Genomic DNA, 17,993 nt, shown 5'->3' on the forward strand with positions numbered 1-17,993 from the left:
CAGCCACAGCCGGAACCCCATGAGCCGCTATCGCCCGCCGCGCACCGCCGGAACCCCGTTGATCACCCCCGAAGGCGAGGCGCGCCTGCGCGCCGAACTGCACGAACTGTGGAACGTGCGCCGCCCCCAGGTGACCCAGGCGGTGAGCGAGGCGGCCGCGCTCGGCGACCGCTCGGAGAACGCCGAGTACATCTACGGCAAGAAGATGCTGCGCGAGATCGACAGCCGCGTGCGCTTCCTGCGCAAGCGCCTGGAGAACCTCAAGGTGGTGCGCGACCGCCCGGGCGACCCGAACAAGGTCTACTTCGGCGCCTGGGTGACGCTGGAGGACGAGGACGGCGAACAGGCCCGCTACCGCATCGTCGGCCCGGACGAACTGGACCTGCGCAGCAACCAGATCAGCATCGACTCGCCCCTGGCCCGCGCCCTGGTGGGCAAGGAACTGGACGCCGAGGTAGTGGTGCGCACACCGGCGGGCGAGAAGCTCTGGTTCGTGGTCAAGATCGACTATCCCTGAGCTAAGCCCCGCGGTGTAATCGCTGACAAGGCCCCCTCCTACGGTCCCAGGAAGCACGGCTTTTCGTAGGATGGCGTTGAGCGAAGCGATACCCATCAGCGCAACCGCATGGGTTTCGCAAGCTCAACCCATCCTACGAAGAGCACCTCGGCGCAAGACAGTTGCTCCTACGGGGGGAGGAATACCGTGCAACCTGTAGCGGGCCCTGCCCGCGAATCGCGCGCAGGGCGCGCTCCTACAGGGGAATGGCATCGGCGCGCGGGCTTTCCCCTCACCCCAGCCCTCTCCCGGAGGGAGAGGGGGCTAGTCCGTGCCGAGAGGAGGCCTGGTTTCAGCCGGCGATCCCTGTGCTAGCCGGCTAACGCCGAAACACCAACGCACTCCGAACAGTCCCCTCCCGGAGGGAGAGGGAGCTAGTCCGTGCCGAGAGGAGGCCTGGTTTCAGCCGGCGATCCCTGTGCTAGCCGGCTAACGCCGAAACACCAACGCACTCCGAACGGTCCCCTCCCGGAGGGAGAGGGAGCCAGGCCGTGCCGAGAGGAGGCCTGGTTTCAGCCGGCGATCCCTGTACTAGCCGGCTAACGCCGAAACACCAACGCACTCCGAACGGTCCCCTCTCCCTCCGGGAGAGGGTTAGGGTGAGGGGGCCACAGGCCTGCCCGCAATTTCGCGCGCAGGGCGCGCTCCTACAAGGGAATGGCGCGGGCGGGGCAGCGTAGGAGCGGATCTCATCCGCGAATCGCGCCGGAACGTCCGGCTATCGCGGACAAGGTCCGCTCCTACGGGGGAATGCCGTGCAACCTGTAGGAGCGGGCTTTCCCCTCACCCCAGCCCTCCCCCGGAGGGAGAGGGAGCTAGTCCGTGCCGAGAGAGGGCCTGGTTTCAGCCGGCAATCCCTGTACTAGCCGGCTAACGCCGAAACACCAACGCACTCCGAACGGTCCCCTCTCCCTCCGGGAGAGGGTTAGGGTGAGGGGGCCGCAGGCCTGCCCGCGATTTCGCGCGCAGGGCGCGCTCCTACAAGGGAATGGCGCGGGCGGGGCAGCGTAGGAGCGGATCTCATCCACGAATCGCGCCGGTGGTTCCGGCTATCGCCCCCCTCAGAACACCGGCGGCCGGCGGGTGATCAGCCCCTGGCGGGCGACGCGGGTCAGCTCGTGGACCAGCGGCTGCAGTTCCTCGGCGCGCGGCGACTGGATCACGGCGAAGTCGAAATGGTCGCGGGGGAAGCGGGCGATTTCCGCGAGGTCGGCGGCGAACTGGATAAGGAAAGTGCGCGAGCCCTGCCAGCGCTTCGGCCAGCCTTCAAGGTAGCGAACCAGGGTGGGCTGGTGGTGGCCGCACAGCAGGATGCGCGGGTTGCGCCGCAACAGGCCGGTGGTGATGGGGGCCAGGCGCACCTGGGGATTGGGACAGGTCATGGTATCATGTCTCCGCCTCTGGGGTCCTGCTGGACGCGGCGAGAGGCACACCGAACCAGCGCTTTAGCGGTATTTCGATGCCCCTGAGGCATCAGCGCCCCGCAAGTTGCTACTTAAATCGGCGCTGTGCGGCATCCTAGAGAAGCCCCGGCGATACTGTCAAGGCGACTTCCGGCTGACGAGAGAGCCCCGATGAGCACCCCCCCCCTGCGCCTGTTCTTCGCCCTGCCCTGCCCGGAGGAAATCCGCGCGCCCCTGGCCGCCTGGCGCGACGGCCTGGTCATCGACGGCCAGCCGGTGGCGGCGGCCAACCTGCACCTCACCCTGGCCTTCCTCGGTTCGGTGCCGCGCGCCCGCAAGGCCGAGCTGCTGGCCTTGGGCGCAAGCCTGCCGCGCACGCCCTTCGAACTGCTGCTGGACCGCGTGGAACGCTGGCGCAACGGCATCCTGCACCTGGCGCCGACGACCATCCCGCCGGCGCTGCCCAGCCTGGTCCAGGCCCTGCAAGACGCCCTGCAGGTCAGCGGCTTCGAGCTCGAGCGGCGGCCCTTCCGCCCGCACCTGACCCTGGCCCGCCACTGCCGCCATGCGCCCGATGCCGAGGCGCAATTCGCCTGGCCGGCCCGCGAGCTGGTGCTGTACAGCTCGGAAAACGGTCCCCACGGCGTGCATTACCGGGCCATCGGCCGCTGGCCCCTGGACGGCGAACGGCCGCTCAGCGATTGAGCGCCGCCCACACCTCGGCGTAATCGAGGAAGCGACGCAGCCCCTGGGTCGGGTACTTGTCCACGTGCAGCGCGCGGAAGAAGGTGCGCCGCAGCGGCCCCAGGGGATTGTCCAGGGCGACCAGCTCGCCGCTGGCCAACTCGTCGGCCACCACCCGCCGCGACAGGCAGCTGATGCCGGCCCCGCTGGCCACCAGGTGCTTGATCGCCTCGGCGTTGCTCACCTCCAGCGGCGCCGCCAGGCTGCCCAGGCGCGGCAGCACCTGCTGCTCGAAAGTCACCCGGGTGCCGGAGCCGGCCTCGCGGAGGATCCAGCGTGTCGCCGCCAACTGTTCGAAGGTCACCTGCGCCGCCCGCGCCAGCGGATGCTCGGGCGCCGCGACCAGCAACAGCTCGTCCTCGATCCACGGCAACAATTGCACCTGCGGATGCTGGATGGGCGACTCGATGTAGGCCACGTCCAGGCGGAACTCGCAGAGCGCGGCCAGGATCTCGCGGCTGTTGGCCACCTGCAGTTGCAGGCGGCTGTCCGGCAGTTCGGCGAGGAACCCGGCCATCACCCGCGGCAGCAGGTAGCCGCCGATGCTGCGGCTGGCGCCCAGGGCCAGTTGCACCGGCGCGTGCTGGAACAGCGTCTCCAGCTCGGCGCCCTGGGCCAGCAGGGCGCAGGCCCGGGGATACAGGGCGCGGCCGTTGTCGTTGAGCGCCAGGCGCTTGCCGCTGCGGTCGAACAGGCGCGTCTGCAGGGTGCGCTCCAACTCCTGCAACGCCTGGCTGGCCGCCGATTGCGAAAGCGCGATGGCGGCGGCCGCCTGGGTCACATTGCCGTGCTCGGCGATGGCGGTGAAGGTGGCCAGTTGGCGCAGGGTGATTCGCGGGGCCATATCGATAAAACCGTTTGATCTAATAAGAACAATCCGTTTTTACACTAAGCGTCCGCCGCGCACCATGGCAGCACCTTACACAAGGAGCCCGTCATGCTTACCCGCCTGCGCCGCACGCCCTACCTGGTCCCCGGCGCCCTGCTCTGCCTGCTGATCGCCGGCGCCGCCAACCTGCTGGTGCGCATCCCCGCCATCAGTCACCTCGGCCTGGGCAGCCTGACCCTGGCCATCCTCCTCGGCCTGCTGCTGGGCAACCTCGGCCTGGCCCGCTTCGGCGGCCTGCGCCCCGGCGTCGAGCTGTCGCGCCAGCGACTGCTGCGCCTGGGCGTGGTGCTCTACGGCCTGCGCCTGACCTTCCAGGACATCGCCGCCCTCGGCCCGGCGGCGCTGGTGATCGATGTGCTGATGGTCGCCAGCACCCTGCTGGTCGCCGGCTGGGTCGGCGTGCGCTGGCTCAAGCTGCCGCGCGAGAGCGCCCTGCTGATCGGCGCCGGCAGCGCCATCTGCGGCGCCGCCGCGGTCATGGCGAGCAGCCCGGTGCTGCGCGCCCGCGCCGAGCACACCGCCGTGGCGGTGGCCACCGTGGTGCTGTTCGGCACCCTGGCCATGCTCCTGCACCCGCTGCTGTTCGCCCACCTGCCGCACCTGTTCGGCAGCGCCAAGGCCTTCGGCATCTTCAGCGGCTCGACCATCCATGAGGTGGCCCAGGTGGTCGCCGCCGGCCGCGCCATGGACCCGGCCGCCGCCGACGCCGCGCTGATCAGCAAGATGCTCCGCGTCCTGCTGCTGGCCCCGGCGCTGCTCTGCCTGGGGCGCTTCGCCGCCAGCGAGGAAGCGGCCGGCGAAGGCCGGCGCCGCCTGCACATCCCCGGCTTCGCCGTGGCCTTCCTGCTGGTCACCGGCCTGCGCTCACTGGGCCTGGTGCCGGAAGCCTGGCTGGCGCCGCTGCAGCAGCTGGACGACGTGCTGCTGGGCATGGCCATGGCCGCCCTGGGCCTGGCCACCCGCCTCGGCGACCTGCGCCGCGAAGGCCCCAAACCGCTGCTGCTGGGCGCCGGGCTGTTCGTCTTCCTGCTGGTGGGCGGCGGCCTGATCAACAGCGGCGTGCAGCACCTGCTGGGCTGAAGCACAATGAAAATAAAAAAGGCGGATGCCGCTGGGCATCCGCCTTTTTCATGGCCGCGGGGTCGCTCAGCTGGAGAGCTTGCGGTCCAGGGAGAAGGGACCGGCGCCGCTGATGAGCAGGGCCACGCTGATCATGATCAGGGTGAAGGCGTATTCGAAGCCGTTGTTGGTGATGAAGAAGCCGTTGGCGATGTGCACGCTGAACACGGCCACCAGCATGGCGACGATCAGCGGGATGCTGGCCAGGCGCACCAGCAGGCCGAGCACCAGGAACAGCCCGCCGAAGAACTCCGCGCTGCCCGCCAGGGTGGCCATCAGGTAACCGGGGGTCACGCCGAGGGATTCCAGCCACTGGGCCATGCCCGACAGGCCCGGGCCGCCGAACAGGCCGAAGAGCTTCTGCGAGCCGTGGGCCATGAAGGTCAGGCCGGTGGTGATGCGCAGCACGGCCAGGCCGACGCCGGCGTTGGTGGACAGAATGGATTTGACGAGAGCGTTCATGGTGCGTCCTTGTGCAGAGGAAAGTGGGTGAGGCAACCGTCGTTGCGTGAGAAGCAATATAGATCATTCAATCGATACAAAAAGCGCAAAAACACGCTAAAACATATCGGAAAGACCGATTACTTCTGGACGGAAGCTACCCGCTGCCGGGACTCCAACCCATCGCGCTCCCGCTGATAGGCAAGATAGTACTTGTTGACGCTGCTGACGTAGTTCACCACGCCCATGCCCACTTCCTGGGCCGCCACGCGCTCCACCTGGAAGAACCAGCGGTCCGGGTTCAGGCCCTGGCGGCGGGCCTGGGCGCGCAGGCCCTGGACGCGCTCGGCGCCGATGTTGTAGGCGGCGAGGATGAAGCCCAGGCGCTCGTGCTCGTCCATGCGCGGGCTGTTGAAGTAGCTGCGGCGCAGCATGGCCAGGTACTTGCTGGCGGCCTGCACGTTGTTCTCCTTGCCCTCCACCGAACGCAGCCCGACGCTGCGCGCCGCCGCCGGGGTGACCTGCATCAGCCCGGTGGCGCCGGACGCGCCGCGGGCGCCGGGGGTGAGGTTGGATTCCTTGTAGGCCACCGCGGCCAGGGCCAGCCAGTCGAGGCGGTACTGCTCGGCGAAGCGCTGCAGGGTCGGGCGCACCGCTTCGAGCTTCTTGCGGTCGCCCTTCTCCAACGGGTTGCGCACCTGGTAGGCGTGGCGGTACAGGCGCTGGAAGTTGCCGTCCTGCTCCGCCGGGGCGTGGTAGTCCTTGAGGAAGCGGTCGACGCTGGCGTGCAGCATGGAGGCGTCGCGGCGCACGTACCAGGTCATGTTCCGCCGGTTGTCGAGCACCAGGTGGCGGTCGATGCGGATCTTCTTGAACACCTTGGCCCAGCGCTCGGCGATCGGCTGTTCCACCACGGTGCAGGGGTAGATGCCGGCCTGGACCATCTCCAGCACGTCTTCCACCGCCAGGGACGGGTCCACCCAGTCGATGCCGATGGGCGCCAGATGGCGTTGCGCCAGGCGCTCGTTGACCTGCCCGATGGCCTCGCCGGCGGCGCTGCCGGGGGCCAGGGCGATGCGCTTGCCGGCCAGTTGCTCCAGGCGCGCATAGCGCTTGTTGCCCTGGCGCGAAACCAGCACCAGCGGCACATCCTGGCGCCACGGCAGGCTGGCGGCGACGTCCTGGCCGTCGCGGGCCACCAGCACCTCGCCGGGGGCGACCAGGTCGCCTTCGCCACGCAGCAGCGCGGCCAGCAACTGGTCCTTGGCCTTGGGAATGAACTTCAGCGTGAGCGGCTTGCGCCCGGGGGCGTTGTCGTTGAGGTATTGCTCGAAGGCGCGCAGGCGGTTGTACTCGACGCCGATGGGCTCGCCCTTGATCTCGCCGGAGCTGTTGCGGCTCTGGTTGACCAGCACGCGCAGCACGCCGCTGCTGCGGATGCTGGCCAGGTCGCGGGTGTCGGCGCTCTCGCGCTGCCAGTTGTCCGGCTGGCTGGTCAGGCGCGCGGCCGCCGGCTGCGGCAGCCATGCCAGCAAGCAGAGAGTGAGCAGCAGCAGTCGCGTCATCCAGGTCTCCAAGGAGTGGTCATTCGCCGGCGGTCCACTGAGAACCTGATTACGATCTGCTGCGCGTCGGCATAACTGCGTTAAAAACAGGCGAGTAATGCTCATTTAGAAATCTAAACTGCGCTTCCTCGCCTGTTTTTGCCTTGTTCTGCTCTAGCTCGCGAGATCGTAAACGAGGTCCTAAGAAAGCGGCGCCCTCCGCAAGTTCCCGGCCCCGAAAAAAGGGGCGCGAGCGTCTCACAAGCGGAGATCGATGCCAATCCAAAATTCCCGAAGCACTTTCACAAGTGCATTCAACAGGCTGTTTTTTAAGACTTTCTTAAGAAAACAGGGGATTCTGCTATGCTGCCCGCCCGAAGGGAAGAACCATGCAACTGATCGACATTGGCGTCAACCTCACTCACCCGACTTTCGCCAACCGGCTACAGGCGGTCATCGAGCAGGCCATCGGCGCCGGCGTGGTGCAGATGGTGCTGACCGGCACCAGCCTCGACGAGAGCGAAGCCGCCCTGCGCCTGTGCCGAGAACGCGACGAAAGCGGCCAACGGCTGTTCTGCACCGCCGGCGTCCACCCGCACGATGCTTCGCAGTGGAACAGCGCCAGCGCCGCCACCCTGCGGGGCCTGCTGGCGGAAGACAGAGTACGCGCGGTGGGCGAGTGCGGCCTTGACTTCAATCGGGATTTCTCGCCGCGGCCGCAACAGGAAAAGGCCTTCGAGGAGCAGTTGGCCCTGGCCGTGGAGTTGCAGCGCCCGGTGTTCATCCACGAGCGCGACGCCGGCGAGCGCCTGCTGGCCATCCTCAAGGGCTTCCGCGACCAGTTGCCGGCCGCCGTGGTGCATTGTTTCACCGGCGAGCGGCGCACGCTCTACAACTATCTCGATCTCGACCTGCACATCGGCATCACCGGCTGGATCTGCGACGAGCGCCGCGGCACCCACCTGCAGGAACTGGTGCGGGAGATCCCCCGCGGCCGCCTGATGCTCGAGAGCGACGCCCCCTACCTGCTGCCGCGCAGCCTGCGGCCCAAGCCCAAGCACGGGCAGAACGAGCCGGCCTTCCTCCCCGAAGTGCTGCGCGTCACCGCCCTGCATCGCGGCGAGACGGAAGACGACCTGGCAGCCCATACCACGGCCTGCGCCCGGCGCTTCTTTGGCCTGTCGGAAATTGCCGAACAAGGCTGACGAATACCCCTCAAGAATGTCCGGAAAGCGACGCTAACCTGGGAGGCGAAGCTGTCTTGACCCTCATCAAGACAGACTTCTTCTCTTCAACGAGAATGAAGGCCAAAAGCCATCATTCCCACTACAAGAAGCATCCCCATGGGCGCCTGGATCCGCGATATCTCTCTGAAGTACAAGTTCTGGGCCGTGAACGCGGTCGCCTTCTTCACCACCTTGCTGCTCGTGCTGTTCGCCATGCACCAGGAGGTGGACGCACGCAACCAGGCCGCCCGCCAGGGCGCCGAGGCCCAGGCCCGGCTGCTGCAGAACTGGCCGGCCGGCACGGCGCTGCCCAGCGCCGACAACCTGCTGAGCTTCGCCAGCGGCAGCGCCCCGCAACTGCCGGGCGTGGACACCGGCGCGCTGGCTCGCGGCAACGGCTGGGTCGACCTGGGCGGCGCCTCCAGCCGCCTCGGCCCGCTGGCCGGCGCCTGGGTGCGGGATGCCGGCGACGGCCAGCGCATCGCGGTGCTGGCCCCCGGGGCCGATCTCTGGCAGGTGTTCGGCGAGCGCGCCCTGGCTTACGCCGGCGCGGTGCTGGTGCTGATGATGGCCCTGCTGGCCGCCTCGCAACTGCTGATCCGCTTCATCCTCACCCACCTGCTGAAACTGCGCGATGTGATGCAGCACGTGGAGCGCAGCGGCGACCTTTCCGCCCGCGTGCCGCTGGACAGCCGCGACGAGGTGGGCCAGATGGCCACTGCCTTCAACGCCATGCAGGCCGGCTACCAGCGCGTGGTCGGCACCGTGGCCCAGGCCGCCGGCCGCCTCGACGAAGGCGCGCGCACCCTCGCCCAGAGCATGGGCCAGGTGCGCCAGGGCATGCTCGGCCAGCAGAGCGAGACCGACCAGGCCGCCACCGCGATCAACGAGATGTCCACCACCGTGCACCACATCGCCCAGCACGCCGCCGACACCCGCGACCAGTCGCAGGAAGCCGACCGCCTGGCCGGCGCCGGCCAGCAGGTGGTGGGCCGCGTCGGCGAGTCCATCGCCGGGCTGTCCCAGGGTGTGCAACAGACCGCGCAGATGATCCAGCAGCTGGCCGAGGACAGCCAGAAGATCAGCAGCGTGGTCAGCGTCATCCATGGCATCGCCGAGCAGACCAACCTGCTCGCCCTCAACGCCGCCATCGAGGCCGCCCGCGCCGGCGAGATGGGCCGCGGCTTCGCCGTGGTGGCCGACGAGGTGCGCAACCTGGCCAAGCGCGTGCAGGACTCCACCGACGAGATCACCCAGATGATCAACGCCCTGCAGTCCGGCACCCGCGACGCCGTGGAATTCATGCAGGAAAGCTCGATCAAGGCCGACGGCTGCGTCGAGCAGGCCCAGGAGGCCGGCGAGGCGCTGGCGGCCATCGCCGGGGCGGTGGCGCTGATGCGCGAGAGCAACACGCAGATCGCCGTGGCCGCCGAGCAGCAGAGCCAGGTGGCCGAGGAGATGACGCGCTCGGTGGTGGGCATCCGCGACGTCACCGAGCTGACCGTGCAGCAGACGGTGGATTCGGCCGGCACCAGCCACCAGTTGGCCGAGCTGGCCGGCGAGCTGAGCCGGGCGATCCGCCAGCTGCGCCTGTAATCGCCCCGCTCTGCCACGCGGCCCGGCATTGTCCGGGCCGCGCCGTTTCCGGCTATCGAAGCCATAGGCGATAGTCACTCGCCGCGCACCCGCCAGAGACCTAGACTTTGTGCAAGCGTCCGTGAAAACGGGCAAGACCGGAAAAGGAGTCCGCCTATGGGCAAACGTCATCCCAACCTGTTCGCCTGGCAATGGCAAGGCTACGCCGCCAACCACCGCAACCCGACCAACCTGGCGTTGCACCTGGTGGCGGTGCCGCTGTTCGTGGTCGCCGCCCTGGTGCTGCTGGGCGGGCTGTTCAAGCTGAGCCTGGGCAGCATCCTGCTGGGCGTCATCGGCATGGTCGCGGCGCTGGCCATCCAGGGCCGCGGACACAAGCTGGAGGAACAGGCCCCCGAGCCGTTCAGCGACCGCAAGGACGCCGTGAGCCGCCTGCTCGCCGAGCAGTTCGTCACCTTCCCGCGCTTCGTCCTCAGCGGCGCCTGGTGGCGCGCCTGGCGCAACCGCCGGCGCTGAGCCCTAGCCGAAGATGGTCGCGGTCTGCCGCGAGATCGCCAGCAACTGGCCATCCGCCGTCCAGCACTGGGCGGCGATGTGCCCGTAGCCGTCGCGGGCGTGTTCGATGGTCGCCAGGTACTGGCACCAGCCGTTGGCCGGCAGGGCCGGTTGCGGCTGGACGAATTCGATGGTCCAGGTCAGCGAGCTGGACGGCGCCGGCGTCTTGAGCATCGGCAGGGTCGCCGGCGGCCAGGCATCGATCAACGCCAGCAGGTGGCTGACCTCCATCGGCTCGTCGCCCACGCCGTCGCCGCGAAAGCGCATCCAGCCGCCCATTTCCCGTGAAGTGCTCGACGAAAAGGGCATGCCGCCCACGGCCCAGCGCATGGCGATGTGGCGGGTGAACTCGGGCATCAGCTTGCGGATGAAGGGCAGCTCCTGGCAGTCGTCCACCGCCTTGAAGGCCGGCGCCGGCAGGCCCTCGACCTGCACCACCGATTCGCGCGGCAGGCCGAAGCTGGCCTGGGCCAGGGTCAGTACCTGGCCGTTCTGCACGGCGCGGCAGAACACCTGGCTGACCGCCTTGCCCTCGCGCAGCACCTCGGCCTGGAAGCTCACCGGCACTTCCGGCTCGACGGGGCCGACGAAGGTAACGGCCAGCGAACGCAATGGCCGCCCGGCCTCGGCAACGGCGGCCATCGCCTCGTAGGCCATGGCCGCCACCAGGCCGCCGAAACTGGCGCGCCCCTGGCCCCACTGCGCCGGGATCACCACGCTCGTGGGTGCACTGCGCACCGCCTGGATGAGTTCGGGAAAGGTCATCGTCGCCTCCTGCTGAGTGGGTCAGGGGGCATCTTAGGGGGAAAGGCGGCGGGGCTGGCAACCATCCTTAGGGCTGAACGCGGGTCCACTCAAGGGGCGAATGTTCGTTCATAGATGGGAGTGAGGCATGACCCTGTGGCGGTTATCCGCCGAGATACCCAAGCCATGAGCCGCGCCAAGGCTGAGCCCGGAGCGGCCGGATGCCATGGTCAAACGGCGTGGTTGATGAACCAATCGCGGACGGAGTCCGCGCCTACGGTTCCAGGAAGCACGGCTTTTCGTAGGATGGCGTTGAGCGAAGCGATACCCATCACCACGGCAGCATGGGTATCGCAAGCTCAATCCATCCTACGAAGAGCACCTCCGCGCAAGGTAGGACGACTCCGTCCGCGATCATCCGTCGCTGAAAACGGCGGATGGCGCTCAGCCCAGCGCCTTGAGCAGCCGCTCCAGGCTCTCGTCGGCATCCCGCTCGGCCAGGTCGTGCAGGGCGTTCCAGTGCGGCTGCAGGGGCATCAGGTCGAGTTCGCGCTCGCTGCGGATCAGCCACTGCTCGTAGTCGTGCCAGGTGCCCAGGGTGGACTGGGCCTCCTTCAGCGGCGCCAGCACCTTCTGCGGCAAGGGCGAATCCTTCGGGTAGGCCTCCAGGGCGTAGCGCACGCGCTTGATCAGCAGGCGCAGGCGATGGCGGTCGTGGGCCGGGTCCTTGAGGGCTTCGCGCAGCTTGTGCCACTGCTTGGCCAGGCGCTTGCGCACCTGGGCGTGCAGGCCTTCGAGCACGCCGTGGCGTTCGGCGGTGCGCCAGAGCATCGGCCAGCCGTCGAGCAGGCGCATCAGCCGGTCCCACTGCGGGCTGGCGAGCAGCGCCAGGTAGCCGGAGGTCAGCGCCGGCCGGCGCAATGCGGCGGCCTTTTCCAGGCCTTCGGCTTCCAGCACCGGCAGCAGCACTTCGAGGTCGCGCAGCGGCCCGCTCAGGCGGCCCAGTTCGCTCAGCGCCGCCTCGATCTCGTCGATGCCGGGCATGCCCTGGGCCGGATGCAGCAGGCTGCGCAGGCGCCGCACGGCGATGCGCAGGTCGTGCAGGGCCTCGCTGTCGGAGCGCGCGCGCAGGCGCTCGGAGGCCGCGAACAAGGCCACCTCCTGCTCGATCACATGGGAAACCAGATAGTCGCTGAAGGATGACACGGCGAACTCCGTCCGTCGGGGCCTGGAATCTATGAGGTTAGCTGGCGGCGCATCGGCGGCAAGCCGCCGCCCGTGGCCGATGGTCGCAAGGCATTTCAGCGACCGCGCCGGGCCAGCCGCCAGGGCAGTTGCCGGCGCAGCCGCGCCAGGTGCTCGCGCAGTTCCTGCGGCGCGGAACCGGCGCCGGCGTAGCGCTGGCGCTCGAACGCCGCCAGGTAGGCCTGGATACTCGCGGCCTGGGCCGGCAGCGCAACCATCGCCCGCTCGGCGAAGGCGCGCGGCCCTTCGCCGGCGTGGCGCTGCAGGCCCTGGGCAGCCAGAAGCTGTTCGAAGCGCTCGAAGCTGCGCAGCTGCGCATCCCGCGTCCGCCGCCAGGGCTTGAACAGCAGCAGCGCCAGCAGGCCCAGCGACAGCGCCCCGCCGCCCACCAGCAGCACGCCGGTCCAGAGGCTGTCGCGCTCGCCGAACCAGGCCCGCAGCAGGCCCGCCTGCTGCTCGCCCTGGTAGCCCAGCACCCAGCGCTGCCAGTCGTAGTTGAGGTTGTCCCAGCTCAGGCGCAGTTGGCTGAGCAGGCCGAAACCGCCATAGCGCAGGCGGGCGAAGGGCGAGTCGGCGAGGAAGCTGCCCTCCTCCGCCAGCGCCGCCTGCAGGCCGCGCTCGATGCGCGAGGGGGCGACCTGGAAGGTCGGGTCGACGCTGCGCCAGCCCGCGCCCGGCGACCAGTACTCGACCCAGGCGTGGGCGTCGAACTGATGCACCAGCAGGTAGTCGCCGGCCGGGTTCAGCTCGCCGCCCTGGTAGCCGGTGACCACCCGCGCCGGGATGCCGGCCGCGCGCAGGACGAAGGTCATGGCCCCGGCGTAGTGCTCGCAGAAGCCGCGGCGGGTGTCGAACAGGAAGCCGTCGATGCGCTCCTCGCCGGTGGCCGGCGGACGCAGGGTGTAGGCGTAGGGCTGGTCGTGGAAGTGGCGCAGCACCGCCTGCACCAGCGCCTCGGGCTGCGGGTAGCGCTCGCGCAGCTCTGCGGCCCAGGCCCGCGCGCGCGGGTTGCCGCGGGCCGGCAGCTGCAGGTCGCGGCGCAGCGCCGTGGCGCTGCTGTCCGGCTCGCGCAGGGCCCGGGGCCAGGAGCTGGCGCGGTACATCAGCACGTCCTGCACCGGGCGCCGCCGCTCCAGGCGGAAGTCGCTCATCATGCGCGCGTCGTCCGGGCCGCCCTCGGCGACGTCGAGGGTGAACAACCAGGGCCGCGAGCTGGGCTGCATGATCACCTGGTAGCTCAGCGATGGCCCCTGCCTGCGCCAGTCCGGCGCTCGTTCGCTGCGCCCCTGCCAGGACTGCGTCCAGCGCTGGCCGTCGAAATTCTCCAGGGTCAGGGCGCGCCAGTAGAGCTGCTCCTGGGGCGGCGCGGCGTCGTCGAACTTGACGCGGAAGGCCAGCTCGGTGGACTGGCTCAGCTCGACGAAGTCGCCGGGCATCATCGAGTCGCTGAGCCCGGTGGTGGCCTGGCCGCCGGGCAGCGGCAGCGACCACAGCGGGCCCAGGCGCGGGAACAGCAGGAACAGCAGGAGCATCAGCGGCAGCGCCTGCAGCAGCAGGCCGCCGGCCAGGCGCAGGGTGCGCCAGGGGCCTTCGGCGAAGCTGCTCTGCTGCAGGCCGATCAGCGCCGCCAGCAGCGCGGTGACCGGCAGCAGGCTGAAGGCCGCGGCCAGCAGGCTGGCGTCGAACAGGTAGCTGGTGGCCACGGCGAAGAAGCCGAGCAGGATCAGGACCAGGGCGTCGCGGCGCGTCTTCAGCTCCACCAGCTTGATGACGAAAGCGGCGATCAGCAGCACCACGCCGGCGTCCAGGCCGATCAGCGAGCCGCGCGACAGCCACACGCCGATGCCGGCGGCGATCACCAGGGCCAGCTTGGCCAGGCCGTTGGGGTAGCGCGCGCGCATGCGGTAGACCTGCACGCGCCAGGCCGCGCAGCCGAGCCAGAAGCCCACCACCCAGAACGGCAGGTGCTCCAGGTGCGGCAGTATCACCAGGGCCTGGGCCACCAGCAGCCAGGTCAGGGCGATGCGCGGGATCGGCTGCTGGCTCACGGCCGTACTCCGAACAGCGCCAGTTCGCGCAGGCAGACGCCGCGATGGGCGTCGCCGCTGGCCAGCGGCAGCTGCACGCCGGGCAGGCGCAGGCCGAAGCTCTGGCCGCGCAGGGACAGCTGCAGCACCCAGTGGCAGAGACAGGACAGGCGCGTCTCGACGTCGCCGCCGAGCAGCTCGAAGTCCAGCCAGAGGTCGCGCCCGCTGAGCGCGGCGAAGTCCTTCACCAACAGGCCCTGGCCGCGGGAGTAGGCCTTCCAGTGCAGACGCCGGCGCGAGTCGCCGCTCTGGTAGGGGCGCAGGCCCTGGAAGTCGTCGGCGCCGCTGCCGCTGGCGCGCAGGCCCTCGTCGTGCTCGTCGGCGCGGCCGCCTTCCAGGGGCAGGTCGGCGGGCAGCGGACGCGGGTAGACCAGGCCGGCCTGGTCCAGGTCGAGCCAGCTCCAGGCCACCAGCAGGCCCAGGGGGAAGCGGCTCTCCACCCGCAGGCGGCCCGGGCGCAGCCAGCCGCGGCGCTCGGCCGGCAGCGTCAGCAGCAGTTCCTCGGCGCCATTGGCGCGCACGTCGGCGTACTGCAGCGCCTGTTCCGACCAGCCGAGGCCGATGGCCCGGCGTTCGCGGCCTTCGCCTTCCAGGCGCACGCGGAAGCAGACCTGCTCGCCGACGAACACCGGCAGCGCGCCCAGCGCGGTGAGGCGCAGGCCGCCGAGGTTACGGTAGGTGTGCAGGATGGCGACGATGAACAGCGACAGCAGCAGGAAGGTCAGGCCGTAGGCCAGGCTGTTCTGGTAGTTGATGGCGGTGAGCAGCAGCAGGACCACGGCGACGCCGAAGGCCACGCCCTGCCCCGTGGGGATGATGAAGATACGCCGCTGGTTCAGTTGCAGCGAGGGCGACGGCGGAATGCGCCGGGCGATCCAGCTCTGCCACAGCGGGCGGACCTTCACCAGCATGGCCGGGCCCCGCTCATAGCGCCGGGACTTCGCGCTGCAGCCATTGCACCAGGGCGCCGCCGCCGTGCCCGGAAGGGTCGGCCTGGTCGCGCAGGCGGTGCCCGGCCACCGACGGCAGCACCGCCTGGACGTCCTCGGGGATGGCGTAGTCGCGCCCGGCCAGCAAGGCCCAGGCGCGCGCCGCGGCCAGCAGCGCCAGGCTGCCGCGCGGCGACAGGCCGAGGGCGAAGGCCGGCTGGCTGCGGGTGGCCTCGGCCAGGCGCAGCACGTAGTCGACCAGGGCGTCGCTGACGTGGACCTTCGGCACCTCGGCCTGCAGCGCCGCCAGCTCGCCGGGGGTGAGGATCGGCTCCAGCCGCGGCAGCAGGTCGCGGCGCGCCTCGCCCAGCAGCAGGGCCTTCTCCGCCGCGCGTCCGGGGTAGCCCAGGGACAGGCGCATGAGGAAGCGGTCGAGCTGGGATTCGGGCAGAGCGAAGGTGCCGCCCTGGGTCACCGGGTTCTGCGTGGCGATCACGAAGAAGGGCTCGGGCAGCGGCCGGGTGGCGCCCTCGATGGTCACCTGGCCCTCTTCCATGGCCTCCAGCAGCGCGCTCTGCGCCTTGGGCGTGGCGCGGTTGATCTCGTCTGCCAGCACCAGCTCGGCGAAGATCGGCCCGGGGTGGAAGACGAACTGCCCGGTGTCCTTGTCGAACACCGAGGTGCCGAGCACGTCGCCGGGCAGCAGGTCGGAGGTGAACTGGATGCGCTGGAAGCTCAGCCCCAGCACCCGCGCCAGGGCATGGCTGAGGGTGGTCTTGCCCATCCCCGGCAGGTCTTCGATCAGCAGGTGCCCGCGGGCCAGCAGGCAGGTCATCGCCAGGCGTACCTGGACCTGCTTGCCCAGCAGGATCCGGTCCACCGCTTCCAGGCATTGCTCCAGCTTGCCGCGCATCCTCACCTCGTGCCGTGCAGACGAAAAGTCCGATCCTACTGGCCCGCCGCGGCAGCGAACAGGCCGCTTGGCCACAAACTGTGACGGGGCCGGCTCAACTGGCCAGCAGCCGCTGCACCAGCCAGCGCGCCGCCGGGCCCAGGCTGCGCTGCCGCGACCAGACCACGTCGACCGCCACGCTGCGCGGCCAGCCGGGCACCTGCAGCGGGTGCAGGCGGCCGTTGGCGAAGCGCTGGTTCATCCAGGTCGGCAGCTCCACCCAGCCGAAGCCGAGCACCGCCATGTCCAGCAGCAGCAGGTAGGTCGGCGCCGACCAGAAGCGCCCGCCCAGGGGCGGCTCGGCGTCGTCGATGAAGGTGTTCAGGCGCAGGTTGCGGTGGCCCAGCAGGTCGCTGCGCTCGACCTTTTCCAACTGCGCCAGCGGGTGCGCGCGGCTGACGAACAGGCCGAACTCGGCGCATTCGCCGAGGGTGGCCGAGCCGATGTCCGGCGGGTAGTTCGGCTGCGCGGCGAGCAGGCCGAGGGAAGCGCGGCCCTGGCCGACCAGGTCGATGACGTCGCCGTGCTCGGCGATCAGCCATTCGAACTCGATGTCCGGGAAGTGCTGGTCGATTTCCGCCAGGCGCTTCTCGAAGGGTTCGGACTGGTAGGTGTCGGACATCGCCAGGGTCAGCCGCGGCTCCATTCCCGCCGAGAGCTGCCCGGCCAGTTGGCCGAGGCGGTCGTTGGCCATCAGCACTTCCTCGACGCGGCCGAGCAGGGCCTTGCCGGCCTCGGTCAGTTTCGGCTGGCGCGCGCTGCGGTCGAACAGCTCCAGGCCCAGGTCGATCTCCAGGCGGGCGATGGCCTCGCTGACGGTGGACTGGCTCTTGCCCAGCTTGCGCGCGGCGGCGCTGAAGGAACCCAGGCAGGCGGCCTCGGCAAAGGCCTGGAGGGATTCGGGGGAATATTGCATGGGGGGCCTCGTCCATCGGTTTTGCCGATGCTAGCCAACTTCGAAACAACCCTTCAACCGATGAGAATAGCCGCCAGCCGGCCCGGTAGGGCCCCTCTTTATCTGGAGAAAACCCATGAGCATGCAAAAGACGCTGAAGGAAAGGCTGTTCCACGCCCTGCTCTTCGAATTCATCGCCCTGGCCATCTGCGCCCCGACCCTGGCCTGGCTGATGGACCAGCCGCTGGGCCACATGGGCGCCCTGACGCTGATGTTCTCGCTGATCGCCACGCTGTGGAACATGGTCTACAACACCCTGTTCGACCGCGCCCAGCGGCGCCTGCAGTTCGCCCGCACCCTGCCGGTGCGCGTGCTGCACGCCTCGCTGTTCGAGCTGGGCCTGATCTTCATGCTGGTGCCGCTGGCGGCCTGGTGGCTGGGTATCGGTCTGGTGGAGGCGTTCGTGCTGGATATCGGGCTGATTCTGTTCTTCCTGCCGTACACCATTGCCTTCAACTGGGTGTACGACGCGCTGCGGGCGCGGTGGGTGGAGCGGCCGCGGGAGGTTTTGGTGCGTTGAGGGGGGCACCTGTAGGAGCGAGCTTGCTCGCGAACGGGGTTTGCCGGGGGCTACGGTGCTGGGCTTAAGAGCGCCCTCTCCCCAACCCTCTCCCGCAAGCGGGAGAGGGGGCTGTCCTGAGCGAAGCGTCGGTCAGGCGTCATCCTCCCAACCCCGTCACTCCCGCGAACGCGGGACGCGGCTCCATCGCGAACAGCGCTTGCGCTGGCCCGAAGGGGAATAACCCAGCTGCCTTGGCTTGGGTGTTTCTGCGCCGCTCCGAGTTTGCCCGACCGTCTTGTTTCGCCCCCTCGGGCGAGTCCCTTTTGTCAAACGCCACAAAAGGAACCAAAAAGGCTTGCCCCGCATACGGGCCCGATGAAGCCGGGCTACCCTCACGAACTCCCCCGCCACGGAGGCCCGCCCCGAGGGTACGTCCCTGTAGCCCGCGGGGCTCTCGCGACATCCATGTCGCATGACCTCCTGAGCGCCGGTTTCGCTCGGCCTTC

17 protein-coding genes are annotated in these 17,993 nt (G+C 69.4%); 7 read left to right on the forward strand and 10 right to left on the reverse strand.

Annotated elements, in window-relative coordinates; translation table 11 throughout:
• Positions 1-19 precede the first annotated feature (19 nt).
• On the forward strand, positions 20-517 hold the full coding sequence (gene greB, locus QSJ95_RS29420) for a transcription elongation factor GreB (protein ID WP_285647165.1): 498 nt from the start codon (positions 20-22) through the stop codon (positions 515-517).
• A gap of 1,100 nt (positions 518-1,617) precedes the next feature.
• Here greB and QSJ95_RS29425 read toward each other — a convergent pair.
• Positions 1,618-1,938, reverse strand: a complete 321-nt coding sequence (locus QSJ95_RS29425; RefSeq protein WP_009621564.1) for a hypothetical protein — start codon at positions 1,936-1,938, stop codon at positions 1,618-1,620.
• A gap of 192 nt (positions 1,939-2,130) precedes the next feature.
• On the opposite strand from QSJ95_RS29425, the gene thpR reads away from it, so the two are divergent.
• Complete coding sequence (gene thpR, locus QSJ95_RS29430) at positions 2,131-2,664, forward strand: RNA 2',3'-cyclic phosphodiesterase (protein WP_285647166.1); 534 nt, start codon at positions 2,131-2,133, stop codon at positions 2,662-2,664.
• On the opposite strand, the gene QSJ95_RS29435 is transcribed toward thpR, so the two are convergent.
• A complete protein-coding gene (locus QSJ95_RS29435; RefSeq protein ID WP_285647168.1) occupies positions 2,654-3,547 on the reverse strand; it encodes a LysR family transcriptional regulator in 894 nt (297 codons plus the stop codon). The genes thpR and QSJ95_RS29435 overlap by 11 nt on opposite strands.
• Before the next feature lie 93 nt (positions 3,548-3,640).
• On the opposite strand from QSJ95_RS29435, the gene QSJ95_RS29440 reads away from it, so the two are divergent.
• Positions 3,641-4,672: a YeiH family protein gene (locus QSJ95_RS29440; protein ID WP_285647170.1), complete on the forward strand. Its 1,032-nt coding sequence runs from the start codon at positions 3,641-3,643 to the stop codon at positions 4,670-4,672.
• A 66-nt stretch (positions 4,673-4,738) separates the two neighbouring features.
• Here the strand turns inward: QSJ95_RS29440 and QSJ95_RS29445 are convergent, their stop codons facing one another.
• Both QSJ95_RS29445 and QSJ95_RS29450 read right to left on the reverse strand, forming a co-directional pair.
• Positions 4,739-5,173, reverse strand: a complete 435-nt coding sequence (locus QSJ95_RS29445) for a DoxX family protein (RefSeq protein ID WP_009621557.1) — start codon at positions 5,171-5,173, stop codon at positions 4,739-4,741.
• Positions 5,174-5,292: 119 nt separating this feature from the next.
• Positions 5,293-6,717 (reverse strand): MltF family protein, encoded by a 1,425-nt coding sequence (locus QSJ95_RS29450; RefSeq protein WP_043267191.1) that lies wholly within the window; start codon positions 6,715-6,717, stop codon positions 5,293-5,295.
• A 368-nt stretch (positions 6,718-7,085) separates the two neighbouring features.
• Here QSJ95_RS29450 and QSJ95_RS29455 point away from each other — a divergent pair, with 368 nt between their 5' ends.
• The 3 genes from QSJ95_RS29455 to QSJ95_RS29465 all read left to right on the forward strand — a co-directional run bounded on the left by QSJ95_RS29455 (position 7,086) and on the right by QSJ95_RS29465 (position 10,034).
• Positions 7,086-7,901 carry a TatD family hydrolase gene (locus QSJ95_RS29455; protein WP_285647173.1) on the forward strand — a complete coding sequence of 272 codons (816 nt, stop codon included), beginning with the start codon at positions 7,086-7,088 and terminating at the stop codon, positions 7,899-7,901.
• A 138-nt stretch (positions 7,902-8,039) separates the two neighbouring features.
• Complete coding sequence (locus tag QSJ95_RS29460) at positions 8,040-9,518, forward strand: methyl-accepting chemotaxis protein (protein ID WP_009621550.1); 1,479 nt, start codon at positions 8,040-8,042, stop codon at positions 9,516-9,518.
• Positions 9,519-9,674: 156 nt separating this feature from the next.
• Complete coding sequence (locus QSJ95_RS29465) at positions 9,675-10,034, forward strand: Mpo1-like protein (RefSeq protein WP_009621548.1); 360 nt, start codon at positions 9,675-9,677, stop codon at positions 10,032-10,034.
• Between the two features lie 3 nt (positions 10,035-10,037).
• Here QSJ95_RS29465 and QSJ95_RS29470 read toward each other — a convergent pair whose 3' ends face one another.
• The 6 genes from QSJ95_RS29470 to QSJ95_RS29495 form a co-directional block, all read right to left on the reverse strand.
• A complete protein-coding gene (locus QSJ95_RS29470; protein ID WP_285647176.1) occupies positions 10,038-10,838 on the reverse strand; it encodes an acyl-CoA thioesterase in 801 nt (266 codons plus the stop codon).
• 423 nt (positions 10,839-11,261) lie between these two features.
• Positions 11,262-12,023, reverse strand: coding sequence for a CHAD domain-containing protein (locus QSJ95_RS29475; protein ID WP_009621543.1), 762 nt, complete (start codon positions 12,021-12,023; stop codon positions 11,262-11,264).
• 95 nt (positions 12,024-12,118) lie between these two features.
• Positions 12,119-14,110, reverse strand: coding sequence for a transglutaminase TgpA family protein (locus tag QSJ95_RS29480; protein WP_285647179.1), 1,992 nt, complete (start codon positions 14,108-14,110; stop codon positions 12,119-12,121).
• A complete protein-coding gene (locus QSJ95_RS29485) occupies positions 14,107-15,060 on the reverse strand; it encodes a DUF58 domain-containing protein (protein WP_285647181.1) in 954 nt (317 codons plus the stop codon). The genes QSJ95_RS29480 and QSJ95_RS29485 overlap by 4 nt, the downstream gene beginning before the upstream one ends.
• A gap of 13 nt (positions 15,061-15,073) precedes the next feature.
• Complete coding sequence (locus QSJ95_RS29490; protein ID WP_058070987.1) at positions 15,074-15,991, reverse strand: AAA family ATPase; 918 nt, start codon at positions 15,989-15,991, stop codon at positions 15,074-15,076.
• A gap of 94 nt (positions 15,992-16,085) precedes the next feature.
• Positions 16,086-16,946: a LysR family transcriptional regulator gene (locus QSJ95_RS29495; RefSeq protein ID WP_116424834.1), complete on the reverse strand. Its 861-nt coding sequence runs from the start codon at positions 16,944-16,946 to the stop codon at positions 16,086-16,088.
• 115 nt (positions 16,947-17,061) lie between these two features.
• On the opposite strand from QSJ95_RS29495, the gene QSJ95_RS29500 reads away from it, so the two are divergent.
• The gene (locus QSJ95_RS29500) at positions 17,062-17,505 is read left to right on the forward strand and encodes a multidrug/biocide efflux PACE transporter (protein ID WP_009621533.1); all 444 of its coding nucleotides are present in this window, start codon (positions 17,062-17,064) and stop codon (positions 17,503-17,505) included.
• Positions 17,506-17,993 lie beyond the last annotated feature (488 nt).

The organism is Pseudomonas sp. NBRC 100443, from assembly GCF_030268185.1.
Classification (GTDB): domain Bacteria; phylum Pseudomonadota; class Gammaproteobacteria; order Pseudomonadales; family Pseudomonadaceae; genus Pseudomonas; species Pseudomonas citronellolis.